18 protein-coding genes, 1 other RNA gene and 2 pseudogenes are annotated in these 25488 nt (G+C 61.0%); 13 read left to right on the top strand and 8 right to left on the bottom strand.

Annotation, left to right across the window (positions count from 1 at the left end; translation table 11 throughout):
• Positions 1-22: 22 nt before the first annotated feature.
• The 11 genes and pseudogenes from J3P79_RS17570 to J3P79_RS17620 all read left to right on the top strand — a co-directional run.
• Positions 23-121, top strand: a pseudogene (locus J3P79_RS17570) (VapC toxin family PIN domain ribonuclease); the annotation flags it as partial.
• A 95-nt stretch (positions 122-216) separates the two neighbouring features.
• Positions 217-4548 carry an RHS repeat-associated core domain-containing protein gene (locus tag J3P79_RS17575; RefSeq protein ID WP_434604619.1) on the top strand — a complete coding sequence of 1444 codons (4332 nt, stop codon included), beginning with the start codon at positions 217-219 and terminating at the stop codon, positions 4546-4548.
• A gap of 320 nt (positions 4549-4868) precedes the next feature.
• A pseudogene (locus J3P79_RS17580) lies at positions 4869-5576 on the top strand (RHS repeat-associated core domain-containing protein); the annotation flags it as partial.
• Positions 5577-6539: 963 nt separating this feature from the next.
• Positions 6540-7955: a cytochrome c oxidase accessory protein CcoG gene (ccoG, locus tag J3P79_RS17585; RefSeq protein WP_434604621.1), complete on the top strand. Its 1416-nt coding sequence runs from the start codon at positions 6540-6542 to the stop codon at positions 7953-7955.
• An 11-nt stretch (positions 7956-7966) separates the two neighbouring features.
• Positions 7967-8506 carry a FixH family protein gene (locus J3P79_RS17590; RefSeq protein ID WP_434604624.1) on the top strand — a complete coding sequence of 180 codons (540 nt, stop codon included), beginning with the start codon at positions 7967-7969 and terminating at the stop codon, positions 8504-8506.
• Between the two features lie 194 nt (positions 8507-8700).
• Positions 8701-11151 carry a heavy metal translocating P-type ATPase gene (locus J3P79_RS17595; protein WP_434604626.1) on the top strand — a complete coding sequence of 817 codons (2451 nt, stop codon included), beginning with the start codon at positions 8701-8703 and terminating at the stop codon, positions 11149-11151.
• 24 nt (positions 11152-11175) lie between these two features.
• Complete coding sequence (gene ccoS / locus J3P79_RS17600) at positions 11176-11394, top strand: cbb3-type cytochrome oxidase assembly protein CcoS (RefSeq protein WP_434604628.1); 219 nt, start codon at positions 11176-11178, stop codon at positions 11392-11394.
• Positions 11387-12070 (top strand): sulfite exporter TauE/SafE family protein, encoded by a 684-nt coding sequence (locus tag J3P79_RS17605; protein ID WP_198723086.1) that lies wholly within the window; start codon positions 11387-11389, stop codon positions 12068-12070. The genes ccoS and J3P79_RS17605 overlap by 8 nt, the downstream gene beginning before the upstream one ends.
• A gap of 310 nt (positions 12071-12380) precedes the next feature.
• Positions 12381-13763, top strand: coding sequence for an oxygen-independent coproporphyrinogen III oxidase (gene hemN / locus J3P79_RS17610; RefSeq protein ID WP_434604630.1), 1383 nt, complete (start codon positions 12381-12383; stop codon positions 13761-13763).
• 95 nt (positions 13764-13858) lie between these two features.
• Positions 13859-14593 (top strand): fumarate/nitrate reduction transcriptional regulator Fnr, encoded by a 735-nt coding sequence (gene fnr / locus J3P79_RS17615; RefSeq protein WP_039589048.1) that lies wholly within the window; start codon positions 13859-13861, stop codon positions 14591-14593.
• Between the two features lie 75 nt (positions 14594-14668).
• A complete protein-coding gene (locus J3P79_RS17620; RefSeq protein WP_003183509.1) occupies positions 14669-15217 on the top strand; it encodes an adenine phosphoribosyltransferase in 549 nt (182 codons plus the stop codon).
• Positions 15218-15280: 63 nt separating this feature from the next.
• Here J3P79_RS17620 and recR read toward each other — a convergent pair whose 3' ends face one another.
• The 4 genes from recR to dnaX form a co-directional block, all read right to left on the bottom strand.
• Entirely contained in the window at positions 15281-15883 is a 603-nt protein-coding gene (recR, locus tag J3P79_RS17625; protein ID WP_039589404.1) for a recombination mediator RecR, read from the bottom strand.
• A gap of 66 nt (positions 15884-15949) precedes the next feature.
• Positions 15950-16978 carry an NADP-dependent oxidoreductase gene (locus J3P79_RS17630; RefSeq protein WP_434604633.1) on the bottom strand — a complete coding sequence of 343 codons (1029 nt, stop codon included), beginning with the start codon at positions 16976-16978 and terminating at the stop codon, positions 15950-15952.
• 301 nt (positions 16979-17279) lie between these two features.
• On the bottom strand, positions 17280-17618 hold the full coding sequence (locus J3P79_RS17635; RefSeq protein WP_003183512.1) for a YbaB/EbfC family nucleoid-associated protein: 339 nt from the start codon (positions 17616-17618) through the stop codon (positions 17280-17282).
• Positions 17619-17682: 64 nt separating this feature from the next.
• Complete coding sequence (dnaX, locus tag J3P79_RS17640) at positions 17683-19761, bottom strand: DNA polymerase III subunit gamma/tau (protein WP_434604635.1); 2079 nt, start codon at positions 19759-19761, stop codon at positions 17683-17685.
• 143 nt (positions 19762-19904) lie between these two features.
• On the opposite strand from dnaX, the gene J3P79_RS17645 reads away from it, so the two are divergent.
• A complete protein-coding gene (locus tag J3P79_RS17645; RefSeq protein WP_434604637.1) occupies positions 19905-20672 on the top strand; it encodes a substrate-binding periplasmic protein in 768 nt (255 codons plus the stop codon).
• Here J3P79_RS17645 and J3P79_RS17650 read toward each other — a convergent pair.
• Complete coding sequence (locus J3P79_RS17650; protein WP_434604639.1) at positions 20624-22366, bottom strand: putative bifunctional diguanylate cyclase/phosphodiesterase; 1743 nt, start codon at positions 22364-22366, stop codon at positions 20624-20626. The two genes, J3P79_RS17645 and J3P79_RS17650, sit on opposite strands and share 49 nt — an antisense overlap.
• 338 nt (positions 22367-22704) lie before the next feature.
• Here J3P79_RS17650 and J3P79_RS17655 point away from each other — a divergent pair, with 338 nt between their 5' ends.
• Positions 22705-23019: a helix-turn-helix domain-containing protein gene (locus J3P79_RS17655; RefSeq protein ID WP_434604641.1), complete on the top strand. Its 315-nt coding sequence runs from the start codon at positions 22705-22707 to the stop codon at positions 23017-23019.
• Positions 23020-23099: 80 nt separating this feature from the next.
• Here the strand turns inward: J3P79_RS17655 and J3P79_RS17660 are convergent, their stop codons facing one another.
• The 3 genes from J3P79_RS17660 to J3P79_RS17670 all read right to left on the bottom strand — a co-directional run bounded on the left by J3P79_RS17660 (position 23100) and on the right by J3P79_RS17670 (position 25467).
• On the bottom strand, positions 23100-23753 hold the full coding sequence (locus tag J3P79_RS17660; protein ID WP_434604643.1) for a Pr6Pr family membrane protein: 654 nt from the start codon (positions 23751-23753) through the stop codon (positions 23100-23102).
• A 274-nt stretch (positions 23754-24027) separates the two neighbouring features.
• Positions 24028-24124, bottom strand: an RNA gene (gene ffs, locus J3P79_RS17665) — signal recognition particle sRNA small type.
• A gap of 182 nt (positions 24125-24306) precedes the next feature.
• Positions 24307-25467: a zinc-binding metallopeptidase family protein gene (locus J3P79_RS17670; RefSeq protein ID WP_434604645.1), complete on the bottom strand. Its 1161-nt coding sequence runs from the start codon at positions 25465-25467 to the stop codon at positions 24307-24309.
• Positions 25468-25488: the final 21 nt, after the last annotated feature.

The raw sequence follows: 25488 nt of genomic DNA on the forward strand, positions 1-25488 counted from the left end.
ATTGGCGGGGCCTTTTTCATAGGCCTTCGCCGCGTTGGTCCACGGGCTGACCGTGGTAACTGGCAACGTGACGGATTTTCAAAGCAGCGGCGTGGCATTGCTCACCCCCTGGTCAAGCTGATATCACAGCGGACCCACACTTCACCGCCAGGGAGACAGGCGCAATGAAACGCATCGATCCACTCAAGCACACAGGCACCAGCCTGAGCATCGTCCATGTCTGATGCGCTCTGGGCGGCCCGCCTGGGCGACGCGTTGAATCACACCTCAATGATGGCCGACATCCTTGGGGGCGTGCTGGAGGTGGCGGCGAACATTGCGATTACTGCCGTGGCGACCGCCGCGGTAGTCGCGGCCACGGGTATTACGGTGGTCACCGGTGGCCTGGGCTGCTTCGTCCTGGGCCTGGTGGTGGGCACCGTCGTCGGCCTGGCGATGAGCAAGACCGGGGCCGACAAGGGCCTGAGCAATATATGCGAGGGTATTGGCAACGCCCTCTTTCCGCCCACGGTGCAGGCGAACATTCTCACCGGCTCCGCCGACACCTTTACCAATAACATCCCATCTGCCCGTGCCGCCGGGGCGATCGAATCCCACGTCGCCCCGGCCGGCACCGAGCTGGAAGACCAGGAACCTGAAGAAGAGCCCAGCTACCTGGACATGGCCGGAGAGTTCTTCTCGCAGATGTGGCGTCCTACGGTCGCCACACCGGCACCCGGCGCGGTACCCAAGCCGGAAGACCTGGTCATCTGCATGAAGCATCCGCCGATGCCACCGCAGTTCATGGCCGAAGGTTCGGACAAGGTCACCATCAACGGCCAGCCCGCCGTACGCAGCGGCGACCGCAGCACCTGCGATGCAACGGTGGTGTCGTCCGGGCTGATTTCCCCCAACGTGACCATTGGCGGCGGTTCGGTGGTGGTGCGCGAGATCCGCAGCGGCAAGACCCCGGGTGTTGGCCTGGCGGTCACAGCGTTGTTGATGCTCAAGGGCGGCAAAGGCAAGTTCTTCAGCAAATTGCCATGCATGCTGGTGGGCGGCGCGGTATCCATGGCCGCCAGCAGCGCGGCGAACGCAGCCGCCAATGCCGCCCTGGGTTCGTCGAACCCGGTGCATGCCGCTACTGGCGCCAAAGTGCTGGGCGGTGATGAGGAACTGGATTTCGTCTTGCCCGGCATCCTGCCGATCGACTGGCAACGCTTCTACAACAGCCGTGACGAGCGTCGCGACAGCCTGTTCGGTGCCGGCTGGAGCGTGACCTATGAGGTACGGGTCGACATCCTGCCTCACCCCGACGGCGGCGAAACCCTGGTCTACACCGACGAACAGGCGCGCCCCATCGACATGGGCTCCATCCCGTTGGGCGGCGCCGTATTCAGTGCCGGCGAAGGCCTGGCGGTGCGCCGCCATACAAGTGGGCAATTGCTGATCGAGAGCGATGACGGCCTGTACCGTTTGTTCGAACCCACGCCGGCCAACCCATCCCACTTGCGATTGAGCCAACTGGGCGACCGCAACGACAACCGTATCCACCTCGACTATGACGAGGGCGGACGCCTGGTGCGGCTGCGCGACACCTTCGATCTGGTGCAGGTCGAACTGATTCGAGAAGGCGAACGCGTCAGCCAGATTCAACGGCTCTACCCTGGTCAATCGCGGGAAGTGCTGGTCAGCTACGCCTACGATGCATCGGGCAATCTCGCCGAAGTACGCGACGCTGGCAACCAGGTGCAACGGTGTTTCAGCTATGACGCTGGCCACCGGATGGTCGAACACCAACTGCCCACGGGCCTGCGCTGCTTCTACGAATGGGCCTTGATCGATGACCAGGAATGGCGTGTAGTCCGGCACTGGACCGACGAAGGCGACGCCTACCAGTTCGACTATGACTTGCAAGCCGGTATCACCCGCATCCGCGACAGCCTGCAACGCGTCAGCACTCGGCACTGGAACAGCCAGCACCAGATCATCCGGTACAGCGACAACCTCGGCCAGACGTGGCTGTTCGAGTGGAACGATGAGCGCCAGTTGCTCAGCGCCACCGATCCACAGGGCGGCCAGTATCAATTCAGCTACGACGACGTCGGCAACCTGATCAGCGAAACCGACCCGTTGGGCCGCAGCGAATCCAGCCTCTGGCTTGAACACTGGCCCCTGCCGCTAGTGGACACCGATGCCGCCGGCAATAGCTGGACGTACCGCTACGATCAACGCGGCAACTGCACGGCGCAAACCGACCCGCTGGGCCATCGCACCCGCTACCGCTACGACGCCCACGGCCAGGTGGTAGAAATCATCGATGCCACCGGCAAAAGCAAGAAGCTGCGCTGGAACCCGTTCGGGCAACTGGTCGAACACGTTGATTGCTCGGGTTACCCGACACGCTTCAGTTATGACGCGCGCGGTTACCTGCAAACCATCACCGACGCCCTCGGTGAGCGCACCCAATTCAGCTACGACGCCCAAGGCCGGCTGCTGAGCAGCCAATTGCCGGACGGCCGCACCGAACGCTACCAGCGTGACACCGCCGGCCAGCTCACTGGCTACACCGACCCGGCCGGACACACCACGCACTATCAGTACAATCGTCGCGGCCAGGTCCGCCTACGCACCGACGCCCAGGGCCGGCAAGTGCAGTTCGCCTACGACAGCTTCGGCCGGCTGCAAGCGCTGACCAACGAGAATGGCGAGAGCTACCGGTTTGCCTGGGACGCTGGGGATCGGTTGAGCGAGCAACAAGACCTGGATGGCAGCGCCAAACGCTACGACTACGACCGCCTCGACAACGTCGCGGCAGTGACGGCGATGCCTGCACCGTACGGCACGGGCCTGGCGCTCATTCCCGAAATACCGCCGGCGCCCATCGTCCATTGCCTGGAACGCGATGCCGTGGGCCGGCTGATCGCCAAAGTCACCGACGACGGCCGCACCGAATACCGCTACGACCCGCTGGACCAACTCACCGCCGTCACCTTCACCGACCTGCAAGGCAACGCGCAAACCCTGAGCTTTACCTACGACGCCCTCGGCCAGCTGCTCGCCGAAAACGGCGCCGCCGGCAGCCTGCAACACCACTACGACGAACTCGGCAACCTGATCCAGACCCAACTGCCCGATGGCCGCTGGGTCAACCGCCTGTACTACGGCAGCGGCCACCTGCACCAGATCAACCTCGACGGCCAGGTCATCAGCGACTTCGAACGCGACCGCCTGCACCGCGAAGTGCTACGCACCCAAGGCCAGATCAGCACCCGCAGCGAATACGACCGCAGCGGCCGCCTGCGCACGCGACAACGCCGCCACAGCAGCCAACCCTCGCTGCTACCGGCAGCGGTGCAAAAACACTTCGAGTACGACCCCGCCGACAACCTCATCGGCAAACTCGACCAGCAACCCGACGCACAACAGCGCCAGCTCCTGCACTACGACGCCACCGGCCGCATCATCGCCACCCAGGACAGTCTCCACGGCCAGCGCGAAACCTTCACCTACGACGCCGCCGCCAATCTGCTGGACGGCCCGGCCCCCGGCGCCGGGCTGATGGTGCACAACAGACTGCTGACCTACCAGGACAAGCGCTACCGCTACGACGCCTTCGGCCGGATGATCGAAAAACGCAGCGCCAAACGCGGCGTGCAGCACTTCGCCTACGACGCCGAAAGCCGCTTGATCGAGGTGCGCAACGACAACGGCAGCGTGGTGAAAATGGCCTACGACCCGCTGGGCCGGCGCATCGCCAAGACCGAACACGACAGCAATGGATACCCGTTGGGCGAAACCCGTTTCACCTGGGATGGCCTTCGCCTGTTGCAGGAACACCGCCACCAGCAAACCAGCCTGTACCTCTACGAAGACGAAGGCTACGAACCCCTGGCCCGCGTCGACGGCAGCGGCCCGCTGCAAAAGATCCGCTACTACCACAACGACCTCAACGGCCTGCCGGAACAACTCACCGAAGCCGACGGACACAACGTTTGGCAGGCGACGTATCGGGTGTGGGGCAATACGCTGGAGGAAGTGCGCGAGCCGTATTACATCGAAGAACAGAATTTGCGGTTCCAGGGGCAGTACCTGGACCGGGAAACCGGGCTGCATTTCAATACGTTCAGGTTTTATGATCCGGATGTGGGGCGGTTTACCACGCCGGATCCGATTGGGTTGGCGGGGGGAATTAATCTCTACCTCTACGCCCCCAATCCATATGGCTGGCTGGACCCGCAGGGCTTAAAATCTTGTGGACCTAATCGGACGCGTCATGTTCCGAATCGACATATCAGAAGACACAACAACACCAGCAAAAGCAAGTTCACAGCAAAGGAAAAAACCAAACTACAAGCCAAGAGCAAATACAAAAAGCCTAGTCAATATAAAAAACTCGAGGACAGAACCATTCGAGATCCCAGTCGCACTATCATTCAGGGTGATGGCAGAATACGCTACGAGCGAGATTATGACCGAGTTATAGGTACCCGAGGAGAGAAAGGCCATGTGACTATCTATGATCCGAAAAAAGAGAAAATCATCACATCTTACCCTTCAGACTTCTAGAGGCCTCCTCATGCTAGATATTTCCTACCTTTCAGACGATAACAACGAACACCCCTCCTTCATAATAAAGGACTCTGAATTCAAACTGTTTGACCCAGCATTCACCAAACTAAAAAACCAAACAGGCGTCTACATTGACCCATATGGAAAATGCAGAATTTATCCAAGCCACCAAAAAATATTAATCTCACTACTTTCCAAGAACAACGAAAGTCGAGTTATTGACTTTATCAGCTTTCTAAAAAAAGCAATCCAGCTGGACGAAGTGCTCTTTGCTGACGGCGATTAATACATCGCTCATAGACCATAACTTATTACCCGGCGCTGGACTGGTGGTGCACAACAAACTGCTGACCTACCAGGACAAACGCTACCGCTACGACGCCTTCGGCCGGATGATCGAAAAACGCAGCGCCAAACGCGGCGTGCAGCACTTCGCCTACGACACCGAAAGCCGCTTGATCGAGGTGCGCAACGACAACGGCAGCGTGGTGAAAATGGCCTACGACCCGCTGGGCCGGCGCATCGCCAAGACCGAACACGACAGCAATGGATACCCGTTGGGCGAAACCCGTTTCACCTGGGATGGCCTTCGCCTGTTGCAGGAACACCGCCACCAGCAAACCAGCCTGTACCTCTACGAAGACGAAGGCTACGAACCCCTGGCCCGCGTCGACGGCAGCGGCCCGCTGCAAAAGATCCGCTACTACCACAACGACCTCAACGGCCTGCCGGAACAACTCACCGAAGCCGACGGGCACAACGTTTGGCAGGCGACGTATCGGGTGTGGGGCAATACGCTGGAGGAAGTGCGCGAGCCGTATTACATCGAAGAACAGAATTTGCGGTTCCAGGGGCAGTACCTGGACCGGGAAACCGGGCTGCATTTCAATACGTTCAGGTTTTATGATCCGGATGTGGGGCGGTTTACTACGCCGGATCCGATTGGGTTGGCGGGGGGCATTAATTTCTATGCTTATGCGCCGAATCCTGCAGGGTATGCCGACCCACTAGGACTGAGCTGTACCTCGGCCAAAGGCTTTGCCAGGAAAAATACGATAACCCAACGATGGACTGGAAAACTGACCGGGAAAAAACCTTATGACCTCATAAAAGACTCACCCGTCTACGTAAACGGCACGCTAATGAACAGTGGAACTTAAATGATTGATTTTGCAGCCGACATAAAATCCAAGCATTCAATTGCGAACATTTTATTGCAAGACAATATCTCGACCTACATGAATGAGCTCTATGAGCATCATAAAGTCTAGATAAAGAGCTACACGCTACCTGACGGTGAAACTAGAACAGCGTACGTAATCGATAGTACGCTCACCCTCTCGACCCTTCCTGACGGAACAATTTTTTCAATCGGTTGCAACGCGCGATACAAAGGGCTTTACCAAAATACGCTTTCCACAGGAATGCCTTTTGACCAGATAAAAAAGCTGACCGAACGCCAGCGCATATTTAATGGCGTCATAATCCTCAACGAGGATTTTGGCTTCTGCTACGTCTTGCCAACACCTTATGACGAGATAGCTGACAGCATCGAAAACATACCGCCGACGCTAACGCTGGATGAAATTTACATATCCGACTTTTCTTCCTGGCTTCATAAACCGCAATAACATAAACCATCAAATTATCCGTCTGAATGCCAGCTAGAAACAGGCAGCGCGGAACGCTGGCTGAGCACACGATTTGAGGCGAAACGCAGATCCCATGGCGAGAGAGCTTGCTCCCGCTGGCCAAGCCGCCCCAGCCATCCAGCACCCCGCCAACGCCATGCGGTGTCTATAGTCAATTGATCCAGGTCATGACTTGTTACATCCGCTACACCATTCGGCCCATACACCCAACGCGACCAAAGGTCGCACCCTTGACCTAGAGCGACAGGCGTATCATTGCGCCACTGCAATACCCTTTCTGACCGTGGTCGGCACGTACTGGCCTCGGCATTTTTCCACTGCCGTGGGATGCAATTGATGAGCAACCAGATTCCGGTACATGACGTTACCCCGCCTGCCAAGGACGCCAACAAAAGCGTCGACCTGTACGCCTCTCGGGAAAAAATCTACACCCGTGCTTTCACGGGCCTGTTCCGCAACCTGCGGATGGTCGGCGGGGCGTTCCTGTTCCTGCTGTATTTCGGCACGGTCTGGCTGAATTGGGGCGGTCACCAGGCTGTCTGGTGGAACCTGCCGGAACGCAAATTCTTTATTTTTGGCGCCACCTTCTGGCCCCAGGATTTCATCCTGCTGTCGGGGATGTTGATCATCGCCGCCTTCGGCCTGTTTTTCATCACGGTGTACGCCGGTCGTGTCTGGTGCGGCTACACCTGCCCGCAAAGCGTCTGGACCTGGATTTTCATGTGGTGCGAAAAGGTCACCGAAGGCGACCGCAACCAGCGTATCAAACTCGACAAGGCGCCCATGAGCGGCAACAAATTCCTGCGCAAATTCGCCAAGCACAGCCTGTGGCTGCTGATCGGTTTCGTCACCGGCATGACCTTTGTCGGTTACTTCACGCCGATCCGCGAGCTGGTCTTCGAGTTCTTCACCGGGCAGGCAGATGGCTGGTCGTACTTCTGGGTCGGCTTCTTCACCCTTGCCACCTACGGCAATGCCGGCTGGCTGCGTGAACAAGTGTGTATCTACATGTGCCCTTACGCCCGATTCCAGAGTGTGATGTTCGACAAGGACACCCTGATCGTTTCCTATGACCCACGTCGCGGCGAAAGCCGTGGCCCGCGCAAGAAAGGTGTCGACTACAAGGCGCTGGGCCTCGGCGACTGCATCGACTGCACCATGTGCGTCCAGGTCTGCCCCACCGGTATCGACATCCGCGACGGTTTGCAGATCGAATGCATCGGTTGCGCGGCCTGCATCGATGCCTGCGACAACATCATGGACAAGATGGATTATCCGCGCGGCCTGATCAGCTACACCACCGAACACAACCTCTCGGGGCAGAAAACCCATAAACTGCGCCCGCGCCTGATCGGTTATGCCCTGGTGTTGCTGGCGATGGTCAGCTTGCTGGTCACGGCCTTCTTCATGCGTTCGCTGGTGGGTTTCGACGTCAGCAAGGACCGCGTGCTGTATCGCGAGAACGCCGAAGGCCGGATCGAGAACGTCTACAGCCTGAAAATCATGAACAAGGACCAGCGCGACCATACGTACGTCCTCGAAGCCGCCGGCCTGCCTGATCTCAAGCTGCAAGGCCGACGGGAAATCAAGGTCGCCGCTGGTGAGATCTACAGCCAGCCGGTCGAGCTGTCCAGCGCACCGGAGCAACTGCCATCGAGCACCAACGAGGTGATCTTCATCCTCAAGGATGCCGATGACGAAAGCGTTCACGTTGAAGCCAAGAGCCGGTTCATCGGCCCACAGACTCGTTGAGAGAAATGAACATGCCTGCAGCAACCGCCACCAGCCCTTGGTACAAGCACCTCTGGCCGTGGATCATTATCGGGATCCTTGCCTGCTCGGTAACGCTGAGCCTGACCATGGTGACCATCGCGGTAAACAACCCGGATAACCTGGTCAACGACAACTATTACGAAGCCGGCAAGGGCATCAACCGCTCCCTGGAGCGCGAGCTGCTGGCCCAGACCCTGCAATTGCATGCCAACGTGCAGTTGGACGACCTCACCGGCGAAGTGGACCTGCGCCTGGACGGCAACAGCCGCCCCCAGACCCTGGAACTGAGCCTGATCTCGCCGACCCAGCCGGAGAAGGACCGCAAGATTGTCCTGACCCGCAACGACAGCGAACCTGGGCGCTACGTTGGCCAGTTGGCGGACAAAATCGAAGGTCGGCGCTTCGTCGAACTGCTGGGTGTGGAGAACGACAAGACCTGGCGTTTGTTCGAGGAAGAGCAGATCAACCACGACCAGGCCATCCTGCTCGGCGACGAGCCGCTGCAAGGCGCTGAAGACCTGAAAAAATAAGCCGCTTTGTGGCGAGGGAGCTTGCTCCCGCTGGGCCGCGAAGCGGCCCTGAAGCCTGAGTCCCGGCGCGATCAGGCTCCATGGTGTCGGCTGCTTTGGGCCTGCTACGCAGGCCAGCGGGAGCAAGCTCCCTCGCCACAAAAAGCGCCCTCACTTATAGCAAGCTCCTTCCACAAGGCCTTCATGCGACAACCATGACCACTCCACAGCCCTGCTATCACTGCGCCCTGCCCGTTCCTCCCGGCAGTCGCTTCACCGCCGTTGTCCTCGGTGAGACCCGCGAGCTGTGCTGCCCGGGTTGCCAGGCGGTGGCCGAAGCGATCGTCGCCGGCGGCCTGGAAAGCTATTACCAGCATCGCAGCGAAGCGTCGGCCAACCCCGAGACCTTGCCCGTCCAGTTGACCGATGAACTGGCGCTGTATGATCGCCCGGACGTGCAGCAGTCGTTCGTTCGCCATGAAGGCGAGCTGTCCGAAACCACCCTGCTGATGGAAGGCATCAGCTGCGCCGCCTGCGGCTGGCTGATCGAAAAACACTTGCGCACTTTGCCGGCGGTGGCCGAGGCGCGACTGAACCTGTCCAACCACCGCCTGCACGTCCGCTGGGCCGATGCTCAATTGCCGCTGAGCACCCTGCTCGCCGAATTGCGCCAGATCGGCTACGCCGCGCACCCGTACCAGGCCGATCAGGCCAGCGAACAGCTCGCCGCGCAAAACCGCCTGGCCCTCCGCCAGCTGGGAGTGGCCGGCTTGCTGTGGTTCCAGGCGATGATGGCGACCATGGCCACCTGGCCGGAATTCAACATCGACCTGAGCCCGGAGATGCACACCATCCTGCGCTGGGTCGCGCTATTTTTGACGACGCCCATCGTGTTCTACAGCTGCGCGCCTTTTTTCAAAGGTGCCATGCGTGACCTGCGCACGCGCCACCTGACCATGGACGTTTCAGTGTCCCTGGCCATCGGTGGCGCTTACATCGCGGGGATCTGGACGTCCATTACCGGTGCCGGTGAGTTGTACTTCGATGCCGTCGGCATGTTTGCCCTGTTCCTACTGGCGGGCCGCTATTTGGAACGTCGCGCCCGGGAGCGCACCGCTGCCGCCACCGCTCAACTGGTCAACCTGCTGCCAGCCTCGTGCCTGCGCCTGGATGATGACGGCCAGAGCGAGCGCATCCTGCTCAGTGAGTTGCACACCGGCGACAGGGTGCTGGTCCAGCCCGGCGCGATCCTGCCCGCCGACGGCAGGATTCTCGAAGGCCAGTCGAGCGTCGACGAATCGCTGCTGACCGGTGAATACCTGCCGCAACCCCGCCGGGCCGGCGATGCAGTCACGGCGGGCACGCTTAACGTCGAGGGCGCGCTGACCGTCCAGGTACTGGCGTTGGGACAGGACACGCGCTTGTCCGCCATCGTGCGCCTCTTGGAACGCGCCCAGGGCGAGAAACCACGGCTGGCGGAAATCGCCGACCGCGCCGCCCAATGGTTCCTGCTGTTCTCCCTGGTTGCGGCGACAGCCATCGGCCTGTTGTGGTGGTATCTGGACCCTTCGCGCGCCTTCTGGATCGTCCTGGCGATGCTGGTTGCGACCTGTCCTTGCGCGCTGTCCCTGGCGACGCCAACCGCCCTGACTGCCGCTACCGGCACCCTGCACAAACTCGGGCTGCTGCTGACCCGTGGTCATGTGCTGGAAGGCCTGAACCAGATCGACACGGTGATCTTCGACAAAACCGGGACCCTCACCGAAGGACGCTTGGCGTTGCGTGCCATTCGACCACTGGCGGCACTCGACAGTGACCAATGCCTGGGCCTGGCCGCCGCCTTGGAAAATCGCTCCGAACACCCGATTGCCCGCGCCTTCGGCCGTGCGCCGCTGGCCGCCGAGCATGTACAGAGTTTCCCGGGACTGGGGCTTGAAGGCGCAGTGAGCGGACAGCGATTGCGCATCGGCCATCCCGGCTTTGTCTGCGAACCGAGTGGCGCCTCCGTCCCGCAGATGCCGAACGAACCCGGACAATGGCTGCTGCTGGGCGACGACATAGGACCGCTGGCCTGGTTTGTCCTCGATGACCGCCTGCGTACGGATGCCCCGGCCCTGGTCGCGGCCTGCAAAGCGCGGGGCTGGCGCACCCTCCTGCTGTCGGGTGACAGCTCGCCGATGGTTGCCAGCGTTGCCGCCGAACTGGGCATCGATGAAGCTCGCGGCGGCTTGCGCCCTGACGACAAGCTGGCCGTGCTCCAACAGTTGCATCAGCAAGGGCGCAAAGTGCTGATGCTCGGCGACGGTGTCAACGACGTACCGGTGCTGGCGGCGGCCGATATCAGCGTCGCCATGGGCTCGGCCACCGACCTGGCCAAGACCAGCGCCGACGCGGTGCTGCTGTCCAACCGCCTCGAGGCCCTGGTCCACGCCTTCAGCCTCGCCCGGCGCACCCGTCGGGTCATCATCGAAAACCTGGTCTGGGCGGGGCTGTACAATGGCCTCATGTTGCCGTTCGCCGCCCTCGGCTGGATCACGCCCGTGTGGGCCGCGGTCGGCATGTCCATCAGTTCGTTGACCGTGGTGCTGAATGCGCTGAGGCTGACCCGCCAACCCAAGGCGCAGGTTCTCGACGCCACGCCCGATACCCGTCCGCAGCCGGCCTGAGCCGCGCGGGCATGGAGATCCGACATGCCAGCTCTTTACGTGATGATCCCCGCCGCGCTCCTGATCGTGGCCATCGCCGTGTACATTTTTTTCTGGGCCGTCGACAGCGGCCAATACGACGACCTTGACGGCCCGGCCCATAGCATTCTGTTCGACGACCAGGACCCGAACCACAAGGCGGCGGTGGACGAAGCCAGCGGCGAGACCCAAAAAACCGATGACAAGGCGCCGCCCCATGCTTGATCTGGCGCCGCTACTGGTCTCGGCCGTCATCCTCGGCCTGCTGGGCGGCGGCCATTGCCTGGGCATGTGCGGCGGCCTGATGGGCGCCCTTACCCTGGCGATTCCCAAGGAACAGCGCAGCCGGCGCTTTCGGCTGTTGCTGGCCTACAACGTGGGACGGATCCTGAGTTACGCCACGGCCGGCTTGCTGATCGGCCTGGCCGGCTGGGCCGTCGCCAACAGCCCTGCGGCGATGATCATGCGCGTGCTGGCGGGTCTGCTGCTGATCGCGATGGGCCTGTATCTCGCCGGATGGTGGAGCGGCCTGACCCGCATCGAAAGTATCGGCCGTGGTCTGTGGCGACACATCCAGCCCGTCGCCAACCGCCTGCTACCGGTATCGAGCCTGCCACGGGCGCTGCTGCTCGGCGCATTGTGGGGCTGGTTGCCCTGCGGGTTGGTCTACAGCACCCTGCTGTGGTCCGCCAGCCAGGGCAATGCGCTGGACAGCGCGCTGTTGATGCTCGCCTTCGGCCTCGGCACCTGGCCCGTGCTGCTCGCCACGGGCCTGGCGGCCGAGCGCGTCACCGCCCTGCTGCGTAAGCGTAGTGTGCGGATGGCCGGCGGATTGCTGGTGATTGTCTTCGGCATCTGGACGCTGCCGGGGCCGCACCAGCATTGGCTCATGGGGCACTGAGCGAATCGCCATCTTCGCCAGCCATTCAGAGAGAATGAACTCAACCACCGCAACAGCCCCCGTGGCGAGGGAGCTTGCTCCCGCTGGCCTGCAAAGCAGGCCCCTACGATCTTCAGGCAGAACGCATCTAGCTGATATTGCGTCTGCTGCGCAGCCGAGCGGGAGCAAGCTCCCTCGCCACGGGTCTTGAGTGGCCTGGACAGACGTCGCCCCTCGACGACTGCTGATGCGCCGTTGACGCAAATCAACACGCCCGTTTCCCCTCCCCCATAGACTTTCGACCATGCCAGCCTATCCGGGGAACGCCCGCATGCTCGACGCCATTCGTTGGGACTCAGACCTGATCCGCCGCTATGACCTGGCGGGACCACGCTACACCTCTTACCCAACTGCGGCGCAGTTCGCCGGCCAGGTGGGCTCCTTCGACTTGCTCCACGCGCTTCGCGACAGTCGCAAGGCGCTCAAGCCCCTGTCGTTGTATGTGCACGTGCCGTTTTGCGCCAATATCTGCTACTACTGCGCCTGCAACAAAGTCATCACCAAGGATCGCGGTCGCGCCCATGCCTACCTGCAACGCCTGGAGCAGGAAATCCAGCTGATCGGCTGCCACCTCGACCCCGCCCAGCGCGTTGAACAACTGCATTTGGGCGGAGGCACGCCGACGTTTCTCAGTCATGACGAACTGCGCCAGTTGATGGCCAAGTTGCGCCAGCACCTGAGCCTGATGGACGACGATTCCGGCGACTACGGCATCGAGATCGATCCCCGGGAAGCCGACTGGTCGACCATGGGCCTGCTGCGGGAACTGGGCTTCAACCGGGTCAGCATCGGCCTGCAAGACCTCGACCCAGCGGTGCAGCGAGCCGTCAACCGCCTGCAAAGCCTGGAAGAAACCCGCGCGGTGATCGAAGCTGCGCGCACGTTGCAATTTCGCTCGATCAACATCGACCTGATCTACGGCTTGCCCAAGCAAACACCAGAAAACTTCGCCCGCACCGTCGAGGAAGTCATCAGCCTGCAACCCGACCGCCTTTCGGTCTTCAATTACGCCCACCTGCCGGAACGCTTCATGCCGCAACGGCGGATCAATAGCCAGGACCTGCCGAACCCGGTCCAGAAACTGGCCATGCTGCAAGGCACCATCGAGCAACTGACCGCCGCCGGTTATCGCTACATCGGCATGGACCACTTCGCCCTGCCCGACGACGAACTGGCGATTGCCCAAGAGGAAGCGACCCTGCAACGCAACTTCCAAGGCTATACCACCCACGGGCATTGCGACCTGATCGGCCTCGGCGTGTCGGCCATCAGCCAGGTCGGCGATCTGTACTGCCAGAACAGCAGCGACCTGGCCCAATACCAGAACGCTCTTGCCGACGGGCAGTTGGCTACCAGCCGCGGACTGGTGTGCAATGCCGACGACCGGTTGCGACGCGCAGTGATCCAACAACTGATCTGCCATTTCTCGCTGGCGTTCGCCGAGATAGAGCAAGACTTCAATGTCGATTTTCGGGGTTATTTCGCGTCGTTATGGCCGCAATTACAGACAATGGCGTCCGACGGACTGCTGGAATTGACCCAAACGCATATCAAGGTACTGCCCGCCGGGCGCCTGTTGGTGCGTTCTGTCTGCATGGTCTTCGACGCGTATTTGGAGCAGCAAAACCGACAGCGTTTTTCCCGAGTCATCTGAGCGCGACAATTTGACGGTGATACTGCACTGGCCGGAGTTTGTACGGTGGGTTACCCTTACGGCTTATGTGTGTTTTTCTCACAAGGATTTAAGAAATGTCCGAGCCAGTCAAATCCCGCGCTCACAACCAGGCCCATTGCAAGGACTGCAGCCTGGCCCCGCTGTGCCTGCCACTTTCGTTGAATCTGGAGGACATGGACGCGCTGGACGACATCGTTAAACGGGGACGGCCGCTGAAAAAAGGTGAGTTCCTGTTTCGCCAGGGTGATGCCTTTGACTCGGTCTACGCCGTGCGCTCGGGCGCCTTGAAGACCTTCAACCTGAGCGACGGTGGCGAAGAGCAGCTCACCGGCTTCCATCTGCCCAGCGAGCTCGTGGGCCTGTCGGGAATGGACACCGAGACCCATCCGGTTTCGGCCCAGGCGCTGGAAACCACCTCGGTGTGTGAAATTCCTTTCGATCGTCTCGACGAACTGGCCCTGCAACTGCCGCAACTGCGCCGGCAATTGATGCGGGTGATGAGCCGGGAGATCCGTGACGACCAGCAGATGATGCTGTTGCTCTCGAAGAAGACCGCCGACGAGCGCATCGCCACGTTCCTGGTCAACCTCTCGGCGCGTTTTCGTGCCCGTGGGTTTTCGGCCAATCAGTTCCGCTTGAGCATGTCCCGCAATGAAATCGGTAACTACCTGGGCCTGGCCGTGGAAACCGTGTCCCGGGTCTTCACCCGCTTCCAGCAGAGCGAATTGATCGCAGCCGAAGGCAAGGAGATCCATATCCTCGATCCGATCCAACTCTGCGCCCTGGCCGGCGGCTCGGTCGAAGGCTGACGCGCTTGCGCGGCTGAGGCTTTTGCCCCGCCGCGCTATACTGCCGCGTTTGTAGCCAGCCAGGACACCTCGACGATGGTCTTCGACTCCTTCGACATCAAATCGCTGATCCGCCCCGTGATCGACTTTCCCAAGCCAGGCGTGATCTTTCGCGACATCACGCCGCTGTTCCAGTCACCCACCGCCCTGCGGCTGGTCATGGACAGTTTCGCCCACCGCTATGTAGAGGCCGAGTTCACGCACATCGGCGCGATGGATGCGCGAGGCTTCCTGATCGGCTCGATCCTGGCCTATCAGTTGAACAAGCCGCTGGTATTGTTTCGCAAGCAAGGCAAGCTACCGGCCGATGTATTGGCCGAGGGTTACCAGACCGAGTACGGCGAGGCTTTCCTGGAAGTGCACGCCGACAGCCTGTGCGAGGGTGATTCGGTGGTGATGTTCGATGACCTGATCGCCACTGGCGGGACGCTGATTGCCGCCGCCAACCTGATCCGCCGCATGGGCGCGAAGGTCCATGAAGCCGCCGCGATCATCGATCTGCCGGAGCTGCTCGGCTCCCAGCGCCTGGAAGACATGGGCATCCCGACGTTCTGCCTGACGCAGTTCTCGCTCAGCGAAAAATAACCTCTGAACAACGAATAACCCTGTGGGAGCGAGCAAGCTCGCTCCCACAGGGTCTGCGTGCAGCTACAACGCGATCGGCTTGCGCCCCGCAAACGAATGCGCCAGTGTCCCGCCATCGACCAATTCCAACTCCCCTCCCAGCGGCACGCCGTGGGCGATGCGAGAGGCGACCAGGCCTTTGTTGCTCAGCAACTGGGCAATGTAATGGGCGGTGGCTTCGCCTTCGACCGTCGGGTTGGTGGCGAGGATGACTTCCTTGAACGTACCCGCCTCTTCGATCCGCGCGATCAGTTGCGGGATGCCGATGGCTTCAGGCCCCAAGCCGTCGAGCGGGGACAAATGGCCCTTGAGCACGAAATAACGCCCGCGAAAGCCGGTTTGCTCCACCGCATACACGTCCATCGGCCCCTCGACCACGCAGAGCAGGCTGTCGTCCCGACGCGGATCGGCACATTGCGGGCAAAGGTCGTCTTCAGTCAGGGTACGACACTGGCGGCAGTGCCCGACACCTTCCATGGCCTGGCTCAAGGCCAGGGCCAGGCGCGACCCGCCGCTGCGATCACGCTCTAGCAGTTGCAACGCCATGCGCTGGGCAGTTTTCTGACCCACGCCCGGCAAGGTTCGCAGGGCATCGATCAGTTGGCGAATCAAAGGGCTGAAGCTCATGGAGGAAACGTCCGACATAACAACGAGACGCGGTTTATACCCGCGCCTCCGATTAGCGTCAAATACTCAATCGCGCCCCACTCGCACCACCAACTTGCCGAAGTTTCGCCCCTCCAACATGCCGATAAAGGCCTGGGGCGCGTTTTCGAGACCGTCGACCACGTCTTCGCGGAACTTGACCTTGCCATCGCGCACCCAAGGCGCCATGGCGCTGATGAACTCCGGCTGGCGATCACCGTAGTCGTCGAACACGATGAAACCCTGGATCCGCACGCGCTTGGTCAGCAGCGTGCGCTGTAACTGCGGCAGGCGATCCGGACCACTTGGTGGCTGATGATCGTTGTAGGACGCGATCAAGCCGCAAAGCGGGATGCGCGCCTTGGGGTTGAGCAGCGGCACCACCGCATCGAAGACCTTTCCGCCGACGTTCTCGTAATAGATGTCAATGCCTTGGTTGCAAGCCTGGGCCAGCTCTTCGGCGAAGTTCGCGCCTTTATGGTCGACGCAAGCATCGAAACCCAGCTCATCGACCACGTATTTGCACTTCTCGCTGCCTCCCGCCACCCCCACCACCCGCAGGCCCTTGATCTTTGCCACTTGACCCACCACAGAGCCCACGGCGCCCGATGCCGCCGCCACGACCAGGGTTTCGCCGGCCTTGGGCTGGCCAATGTCCATCAACCCCATGTAGGCCGTCATGCCAGGCATCCCCAGCACTCCAAGGGCCATCGAGGGACTGGGCAAGCCGGAAGGGATTGGAATCACGTTCCGGCCATCGCTGATGCAGTGGCTTTGCCAACCCGTGGCGCCCACCACCAGATCACCCTCATGGAATTTCGGATGCATAGAGCGCTCTACCCGGCTGACAGCGCCACCGGTCATCACCTCGTCGATTTGCACCGGCGCGGCGTAGGAAGGCGCGTCACTCATGCGCCCGCGCATGTAGGGGTCCAGGGACAGGAACAGCGTCTTGAGCAGGATTTGCCCTTCGGCCAGGTCCGGCAGCGTCACGTGTTCAAGACGAAAGTTTTCGGAGGTTGGCGCACCTTGGGGGCGTGAGGCCAAGACGATGCGCTGGTTGGAAATCGATGACATGGATGCGTCTCCTTGTTCGTTGAGCGGACACGTATAGGAAGCAGACCATTGCCGAGGGGGCGGCGTTCGATGTTTGTTCGGTTGGACCGCAGTGACCGCATCGCGAGCAAGCTCGCTCCCACAGTGGACTGTGGTGAATACAAGATTTGTGCTCACTCATGAACCCTGTGGGAGCGAGCTTGCTCCGGGCGGCGTTCCGACGATAGCGACCTGACATCCGCCGAAGTATCTGGACCAGAAACAAAAATGCCAGGCGCGATGCCTGGCATTGTGTGTAGCCCATCCCACGCGGGATGGCGAATCAGAACGGCAGTTTCATGCCCGGCGGCAGTTGCATGCCAGCGGTCATGCCGGACATCTTGTCCTGGCTGTTGGCTTCGATCTTGCGCACTGCGTCGTTGACGGCGGCGGCAAACAGGGCTTCGAGCATTTCCTTGTCATCTTCGCTCAAGCCTTCGACCACGCTCGGGTCGATGCTGACACGCTTGATGTCGTGGCGACCGGTCATGACCACGGTCACCATGTCGCCGCCGGACTTGCCGGTGACTTCAGCGTTGGCCAGTTCTTCCTGCATCTTGGCCATTTTTTCCTGCATCTGCTGCGCCTGCTTCATCAGGCCGGCCATGCCACCTTTCATCATGGTAATCACCTCGAAAGTACTTGGATAAACAACGCGCCCGGCCTGCCCGGCCCGGCGCCTTCAGTTATGAGCCCTGGGTGACCGGGGCCTCGACAGGTTCGATAGTATCGTGACGGACCACGGCGCCGAACTGTTGCATCATCTGCTGGATGAACGGATCGTTGTGGATCGACTCCTCGGCCTCGCGCTGTCGGTCGGCACGGCGCCGGGACGCGGCCTGGGCCGGGGTTTCCTGCTCGGGCTTGATCAGCTCGATGGTCAACGTGAGCGTGCGCTGGTGGTACTGGTTCAGCGCATCGTTTAGGCGACGCTGCTGGGTCGCGTTGAACAACGCGCTGTGGGCCGGATCCAGATGCAGCAACCAATGGTCGCCCTCCACCGAGATCAACGTACAGTTGGCGGCGATGCTGCCGGTCATGCCGCTGATCTGCAGCTTGGGGAACAGCTCCAGCCATTGCAGGGCCAGCCCGGTGGCCGGCATCGCCGCTGGTTCCGGCTCGGGCTCAGGGGCCGGCTCGGCGGCATGCTCACTGGCCAGGTCATCCAGGTAGCTGTACGCCGAATCCATGTCCGGCTCGATGTAATCCTCATCCAGCGGCGGCTCATCGTCCAGGTCGATGCCCGGCGTCGCGACATCGACGTCGGCCACCGTTGGCTCCGGCATCGGCGCAGCCACCCACTCGGGTGCATCGGGCACGACGCTGTCGGGGGTCGGCATGGGCATCGGCGGCAACTCGGGCTGCTCGGCGATGGTTTCCAGCACCGGCTCCACGGCGGGTTGCTGGACAATCTGCGGCTCGACAGGATCGTTCCAGGGCAGGTCGATGACTTCTTCGGCGACGGGCTCGGGCAACGCTTCGGCGGCTGGCTCAGGTTCCGGCTCGACGACCGGCTCCGGCGCGGTAACGACAGGCGCCGGTTGGGCTGCGGGCGCCGCTACCGGAGCAGAAGCCACTGCCGACGCAACAACGGGCGTGGCAGCCACTGGCTTGGCGGAATCAGCTGTGGCCTGGCTGATCCCCACTGGCTTTAGCGCTTGTCTCGGCGCGTCCGCCGTATCGGCCGGTCGGAACGCAAGCATTCGCAGCAGCACCATCTCGAAGCCGCCACGCGGATCCGGTGCCAAGGGCAGGTCGCGGCGACCGATCAGGCCCATCTGGTAATAAAACTGCACGTCTTCGGCCGGCAGCGCCTGGGCCAAAGACAGCACGCGGTCCCGGTCACCGTGGCCGTTGTCGACCCCCTCGGGCAAGGCCTGGGCGATGGCGACCCGGTGCAACACGTTGAGAATCTCTGAAAGCACGCCGTTCCAGTCCGGCCCCTGCTCGGCCAAGTGGCGCACCGCTTCCAGCAACGCCTTTGCGTCCCCTTCGATCAGCGCATGCAAAACGTCGTAGACCTGGCCGTGATCGAGGGTGCCGAGCATGGCGCGCACCTCGGCAGCCATGACCTTGCCTTCACCGAAGGCGATGGCCTGGTCGGTCAGGCTCATGGCATCACGCATCGAACCGTCGGCGGCGCGGCCCAGCAGCCACAGCGCATCATCCTCGAACGGCACGTTCTCGACACCCAGCACATGCGTCAGGTGCTCGACGACGCGTTCCGGCGTCATGTTCTTCAGGGAGAACTGCAAGCAGCGCGACAGAATCGTTGCGGGGAGTTTCTGCGGGTCGGTGGTCGCCAGGATGAACTTGACGTAGGGCGGCGGCTCTTCAAGCGTCTTGAGCAGCGCGTTGAAGGAATGGCTGGAGAGCATGTGCACTTCGTCGATCAGGTAGACCTTGAAGCGCCCACGGCTCGGGGCGTACTGCACGTTGTCGAGCAGCTCGCGGGTGTCCTCGACCTTGGTGCGGCTCGCGGCGTCGATTTCGATCAGGTCGACAAAACGACCTTCGTCGATTTCCCGACAGACCGAACATTCGCCGCAAGGCGTCGAAGTGATACCGGTTTCGCAGTTCACGCACTTGGCGATGATCCGCGCGATGGTGGTCTTGCCCACGCCGCGGGTGCCGGTGAACAGATAGGCATGGTGCAGCCGCTGGCTGTCCAAGGCATTGATCAGAGCCTTGAGCACATGGGTCTGGCCGACCATTTCGCGGAACGAGCGCGGACGCCATTTACGTGCAAGAACCTGATAACTCATCGAAAACCGTCGCAACGAAGGAACATAAGCGGCTAATGCTAGCGGAGCAGGGGCGAAATTGCATCCGGTGTCCTCGTCTAATCTGACTAAGCTTGGTTGGAAAGCTCGGTTGTCGACACGCTTTTGTACAGTCAGGAGAGTTTATGCGCTTGGCCATGGGGGCTTTGCTGTTATTGGGAACGGGATGTTTCGCTGATGAGGTCCCCTTGCGTTTCGCCATCACCGATGGCTGGGCCATGCCCATGGTGCAGATCGATAGAGGTCGCCCGACACAGGGCATCCTGCCGGACATCATGACCAGCCTGGCGACACAGGTGGGCATGCCGGCGCAATTCCATGTCCTGGCCCGCGCAAGGCTGGACAGCGCCATGGAGCATGGCGAAATAGACCTGCGCTGTTACGTCTCGCCTGACTGGGTAAAGGATAAAGGCGGGGATTATCTGTGGAGTGTCCCGCTATTTTTCCAGCGCGATGTGCTCGTCGGCTTGGCCAGCGCTCCCGCCCGCATAACGCCTCGGGCGCTCACGCAACAGGCCATCGGTACCGTGCTCAGCTACAGCTATCCCACCCTGCAGCCATTGTTCGACAGCGCTCACCTGCGGCGTGACGATGCGCGCAGCCAGGATCAAGTGTTGGCAAAACTGGTGGCCGGGCGCTATCGCTATGCGGTCAGTAATCAATGGGCGCTGGACTGGTTCAACCAGCGTCACAGCGCTGACCGACAGCTACATGAAGTCGCCGTCCTCCAGGAACAGCAATTGAGCTGCTATGTGCGCAATGATCCGAAGATTCCGGCACAGCGCATCCTGCGCACCTTGTTGAACATGAAGATGTCCGGGGAAATCGACGCGATCATCCAGCTCTATACCGGCCGCTCCGAAGGGTCGCAGGCCGGCGTCGCGTCTCCATGACTTCCTGGAAAGACCTGCCATTGCGGTGGCGGGACAAAGCTCTTCGCCCAGCCAGGCACCTGGCCGGCCGGCATGGGCCGGGCGATGAAATACCCTTGGGCCACCTCGCAGCCCAGGCGCAACAGCAACTGACCGTGCTCGAGGCTGTCCAGGCCCTCCGCGACCACCTGGCGACCAAATGCCCGGGCGAGGCCGATCACCGCCTTGGTCAACGCCAGGTCGTCTCGGTCCTCGAGAATATCGCGCACGAATGTCTTGTCGATCTTGATGGTTTGCGTACGCAAGTGCTTGAGGTCGTTGAGCGAACAATTGCCCGTGCCGAATCCACCCAGGGAAAACCCTACCCCCAAGGCTTGGCAGGCCTGGAGGCAGGCGCTGACCTGGGCGAGATTTTCCACCGCGACCGACTCGACAATCTGCAGGTCGAGCATGCGCGGGGACACCGCCGGATGCCGCTCCAACATCCCCTGCAACCGCTCGACGAAATCCGCCCGCTGGAAGTGCCGCGCCGATATGTTGATGCTCACCGGCCACCCCTGCCCCACACGTTGCCATTGCTGTAGCTGGGTCAACACCTGCTCCATGACCCATTCACCCACCTCGACAATCAGGTCGGTCTCTTCCACCAATGGCAGGAACTCACGCGGCGGCACCAGGCCACGTCGCGGGTGTTTCCAGCGCAACAACGCCTCGAGACCGACCACCGCGCCATTGCGCATGTTGACCTTGGGTTGGAAATGCAGCCGCAGCTCATTGTCAGCCAGGGCTTGGCGGACCCGCTCAACGGTCTGGTAGGTGGCCCGCACCTCTTTGTCCCTGGACACATCGAACAGATGGAAACGATTGCGACCGCTCTGCTTGGCCACATACATCGCCTGGTCGGCGTGGCGCAGCAACGTATCGGCGTCCTCGTTATCCCAGGGAGACAGGGTGACACCGACGCTGGCGAAAACATTGATGCTCTTGCCGTCGATGACGTAAGGCATGGAGACCGCGATCAGCACCCGGTTCAATGCCGCGTGCAGCTCGTCCATGCCATGCACATGACGCAACACCAGCACGAACTCATCCCCGGCCAGTCGAGCGACAACGTCCTCGCCCCGCACAATGCTGCGCAACCGCCTGGCGACCTCCATCAGCAATCGATCACCGATGGCGTGGCCATAACCGTCGTTGACTGCCTTGAAACCGTCCAGGTCGAGCATGCACACGGCGAGCGGCAGGTTTTCCACCCGGGAAAATTCAAGTGCCTGGTCCAGCAGGTCGGACAAGTAGGTGCGATTGGGCAACCCCGTGAGCACGTCATGACCGACACGCCATTGCAGTGAATGCAGCAGGCGCCGTTTTTCGCTGACGTCGAAGCGAATCGCCAGATAACGCTCGACGCGCCCCGTGGTTTCGTCGGCTACCGGCACCAGCGTGGTATCGACCCAATGCAGCGTACCGTCCTTGGCCCGATTGCAGATTTCACCCTTCCAGACTTTTCCCATGGCGATAGTCCGCCACATGGCGCTGAAGAACTCGCCGGGATGCTGGCCGGAATTGAGGAGCCGGTGGCTCTCCCCCAACAGCTCATCACGCGGGTAGCCAAACAGCTCGCAAAACTGATCGTTGACGTACGTGATACGCCCGCTCAAGTCGGTTTCGGAAAAAATGGCGGCGGCGTCGACAGCCCTGCGGTACTTCTTATCCATCGAAGCAGTCATCCATGAGTCAGGCTCGTTTGTCGCGCGCGGTTGCACCGCCCCCGGACGGGCGAAAATCAACTAGGCTCAAATACCTTGAGAGAGCTGGAGTACGGACGCTGGCGGTACGGCCTGAACACTCCAAGCCCCGCCTTGTGTCACTGCGAAAAGAAGCGCGAGCCCCGGCCTACCCACACGCCCGGCTTCCGAAGCAGATCACCAAACTCCCGTACCAAAGGTCGATTCTACGAAACACATCACATTTTGCAAAGCAAGGTGATGGAACACGCGGTTGCCTAATGCAAAAATCTATCGTTAAGTTCTTGATTCTGAATGGGAATTAAGCGATGCAAATTTCAAGTCTGGGTCCAGCCATCAGACGCTACCGCAAAGTAGCGGGGCTGACTCAGGCTGAACTTGGCGAAAAGACCGGTTTTGACCCCAAAACCATCAGCCGCTTCGAAACCGGTACTTACACTCCCAGCGTCGAGGCGTTGCTCCTGCTTGCCAACGTACTGGACGTCCAGCCCAAGGTTTTCTTCGCAGACATGGGCGACGAAGATGAGCAACGGGCGTACCTGTTCAGCGTCATCCACAAAGCCACCCCGAAAGACCTTGGGAAGCTGATTGCGGCGGTTGACCAGGCGTTGTCCAAGCCTTGAAGCGATGTGACGAGAGTCATCCAAACGGGCGATGCCTGACAGATCGGAACGCGTGGGGCCGGGCTGACAGTCCAAACCGATCAACCCTTGCCTCTCGCCCGATCCACAGCCACGACCACCCATGACACCACCAAAAAACCCAACAGCACCATCAACGCATTAGCCAGGGTCTGCGGATAACCCAATCGATCCACTTCGATGAATGGATAAGGATAGGAGCCGACCCAGCGGCCGCGTATCAGGATGTAAATGAAATAGACCAAGGGGTAGATCAGCCACGGCCACACACTGCCCCAGCGCAAGATTCCCTTTGGCACACAGAACCACCAATAGATGACAAACAGAACAGGCATCACGTCGTGCAACAACTCATCGGCCACCCATTGCAAACCCTGGGGATTCCAGGTGTGACGCAGCAGCAGGTTGTAGGCCAGGCAGACCACTATAATGGCAGCAGCCACCCCGCACTGCACGGACGGCCGGAGGAAGAAGCGCCGCAACGGCGAATCGCCTGAGGTCGCAGCGAACGTCAGCACCACGGCTACCAAAATATTGGTCAGCACCGTGAAATAACTGAAAAAGACGTCCACTCCCCCCAGCAAACTCCTCCCATCCTGCCAGCGCGAAGCCAGGATCAGGTAAAGCTGGAGGAACAATGCCAACCATCCGAGCGCCGCAGCGAACTTGACCGCGATGCCGCTTGCGCCTTGCGTCGATACCCTGTCTTCGCTCATGAGCTTGCCCCTGGCTGCGCGCCCCTGCGACTGCAAAGCCCCATGGATTGGGTACTCGATCAACAGGTGCCTGACGCACACGAACGTAGGAAAAAAGGGCATCCGGCTCTACTGTCAGATCTGACAGTCCCGATCAACGGTAGGAAACTGTCGAAACGTGTGAGCGCACGATACCTGGACAGCAGGGGACATTGACCGAACCCGGCGCAAACAAGCAATCATGGAGAATTTTGGCAGACCTTGCGAACGAAGGCCTGGAGCGTTATGGAGGCAACCCCACCAGCCACACCCCGGCACACAATGTTCCCGCTGTGGCTGCTTCCTTCCGGATCTGACCAGGTTCACGGGTAATCGTTGCGGGGGGACCGATGGGGTCACCATAACGACGCCCGCCTGACGGCGAGCCGCGCCATTGTACCTATCTGACAAGAAGTTACAACCGTTCGTGTCGTATTGAAAAACCGAAGGTGTTCAAGCACTTGCTGTGGGAGCAACGCTTGCTCGCGAAGGCGCCGGCACATTCGCGAGGGATGCCGGCTTCCATCCATAGGACCTACAACAACACCTCATCCGCTCGGCCGCCCTCCTCCTGGATCACCAGATGGATGAAATGCAATTTGGTGATCACCGCGGCCGGTACGACGAACGGGTAGAAATCCGGCTGCCCCATGCTGCGGGACAATTCGTTGAGCATACCGGCCAGTTCGATCCAGGCATTGACGAACGAAAGGAAAGCCGCACCGCCTGCGTGTTCGGCGTCGTACAAGGTCTCGGGGGGAAACGGCTGGTAGTCGAAATCCATTTCCCGCGCACTCATGCCGAAGCCCAACGCGGTGTCGACGGCATCCATCATGTGCAGGTAATGGGCCCAGGTTTCGGCCCAATCTTCCCATGGATGCATGGTGGCGTAGGCGCTCACGTAGCGGCTTTGCCAATCCAGCGGCGCGCCTTGTTGGTAGTGACGCTCCAAAGCCTCGGAATAACTGGCACGCTCATCGCCGAACAGCGTGCGAAACGGCTCCAGCCAATGGCTGTCGGCAATCAACCGATCCCAATAATAATGGCCCACCTCATGACGAAAATGCCCGAGCAACGTGCGATACGGCTCATGCATCTGCTGGCGCACGTGCTCGCGATGAGCATCGTCGGCTTCCTTGATGTCGAGGGTGACAAGGCCGCTGGCGTGCCCGGTCGTCGGCGGCTTTCCGTCGGGATCGACGCCGATGAAGTCGAAGGCCAGGCCGATTTCGTCGTCGGCGGTCTTCGGGATGACCGGCAGGCCGAGGGTAATGAGTTGTGCCACGAGACGACGCTTGGCGGTTTCGACCTTGCACCAGCGTTCAGGGTTTTCCGGGATCGACAGGTCAGGAATCGTGCGGTTCAGGCTGCAGGCGATGCACAGCGTGTCTTGCCCGTTGGCTGGCAGCAGCCAGTTGCAGGCCGCGGGGGTATCGAGATTGGCGCAGCGACGGAACAGTCCGGCCTGCGGGTCGGCATCCAAGGTCCAGGTACCAGGCTGCTCGCCGGGCTGCAGGGACGACAGGCGACTCTGCTCCGGCTGATAGCCCAGCGCCGCCAGACAGGCCAGGCATTGGCTGTTGCGAAAGAACAGCGACTGACCGCAACGACACGGCCAGATTTTACTGTTGCGTGATCGATCGCCCAGAAACGGCGCGGCGATGCGTGAGCTCAGTTGTTCGAAGAAGCGGTACATGGCGATCTCTCCTGGAGCCTG

It is taken from the genome of Pseudomonas sp. R1-7 (assembly GCF_051132105.1).
Lineage (GTDB): Bacteria > Pseudomonadota > Gammaproteobacteria > Pseudomonadales > Pseudomonadaceae > Aquipseudomonas.

Bases quoted from the DNA above. Each gene is read 5' to 3' on its own strand.
- J3P79_RS17575 (WP_434604619.1), top strand. From the start codon at position 217: ATGTCTGATGCGCTCTGGGCGGCCCGCCTGGGCGACGCGTTGAATCAC.
- ccoG (WP_434604621.1), top strand. From the start codon at position 6,540: ATGAGCAACCAGATTCCGGTACATGACGTTACCCCGCCTGCCAAGGAC.
- J3P79_RS17590 (WP_434604624.1), top strand. From the start codon at position 7,967: ATGCCTGCAGCAACCGCCACCAGCCCTTGGTACAAGCACCTCTGGCCG.
- J3P79_RS17595 (WP_434604626.1), top strand. From the start codon at position 8,701: ATGACCACTCCACAGCCCTGCTATCACTGCGCCCTGCCCGTTCCTCCC.
- ccoS (WP_434604628.1), top strand. From the start codon at position 11,176: ATGCCAGCTCTTTACGTGATGATCCCCGCCGCGCTCCTGATCGTGGCC.
- J3P79_RS17605 (WP_198723086.1), top strand. From the start codon at position 11,387: ATGCTTGATCTGGCGCCGCTACTGGTCTCGGCCGTCATCCTCGGCCTG.
- hemN (WP_434604630.1), top strand. From the start codon at position 12,381: ATGCTCGACGCCATTCGTTGGGACTCAGACCTGATCCGCCGCTATGAC.
- fnr (WP_039589048.1), top strand. From the start codon at position 13,859: ATGTCCGAGCCAGTCAAATCCCGCGCTCACAACCAGGCCCATTGCAAG.
- J3P79_RS17620 (WP_003183509.1), top strand. From the start codon at position 14,669: ATGGTCTTCGACTCCTTCGACATCAAATCGCTGATCCGCCCCGTGATC.
- recR (WP_039589404.1), bottom strand. From the start codon at position 15,883: ATGAGCTTCAGCCCTTTGATTCGCCAACTGATCGATGCCCTGCGAACC.
- J3P79_RS17630 (WP_434604633.1), bottom strand. From the start codon at position 16,978: ATGTCATCGATTTCCAACCAGCGCATCGTCTTGGCCTCACGCCCCCAA.
- J3P79_RS17635 (WP_003183512.1), bottom strand. From the start codon at position 17,618: ATGATGAAAGGTGGCATGGCCGGCCTGATGAAGCAGGCGCAGCAGATG.
- dnaX (WP_434604635.1), bottom strand. From the start codon at position 19,761: ATGAGTTATCAGGTTCTTGCACGTAAATGGCGTCCGCGCTCGTTCCGC.
- J3P79_RS17645 (WP_434604637.1), top strand. From the start codon at position 19,905: ATGCGCTTGGCCATGGGGGCTTTGCTGTTATTGGGAACGGGATGTTTC.
- J3P79_RS17650 (WP_434604639.1), bottom strand. From the start codon at position 22,366: ATGGATAAGAAGTACCGCAGGGCTGTCGACGCCGCCGCCATTTTTTCC.
- J3P79_RS17655 (WP_434604641.1), top strand. From the start codon at position 22,705: ATGCAAATTTCAAGTCTGGGTCCAGCCATCAGACGCTACCGCAAAGTA.
- J3P79_RS17660 (WP_434604643.1), bottom strand. From the start codon at position 23,753: ATGAGCGAAGACAGGGTATCGACGCAAGGCGCAAGCGGCATCGCGGTC.
- J3P79_RS17670 (WP_434604645.1), bottom strand. From the start codon at position 25,467: ATGTACCGCTTCTTCGAACAACTGAGCTCACGCATCGCCGCGCCGTTT.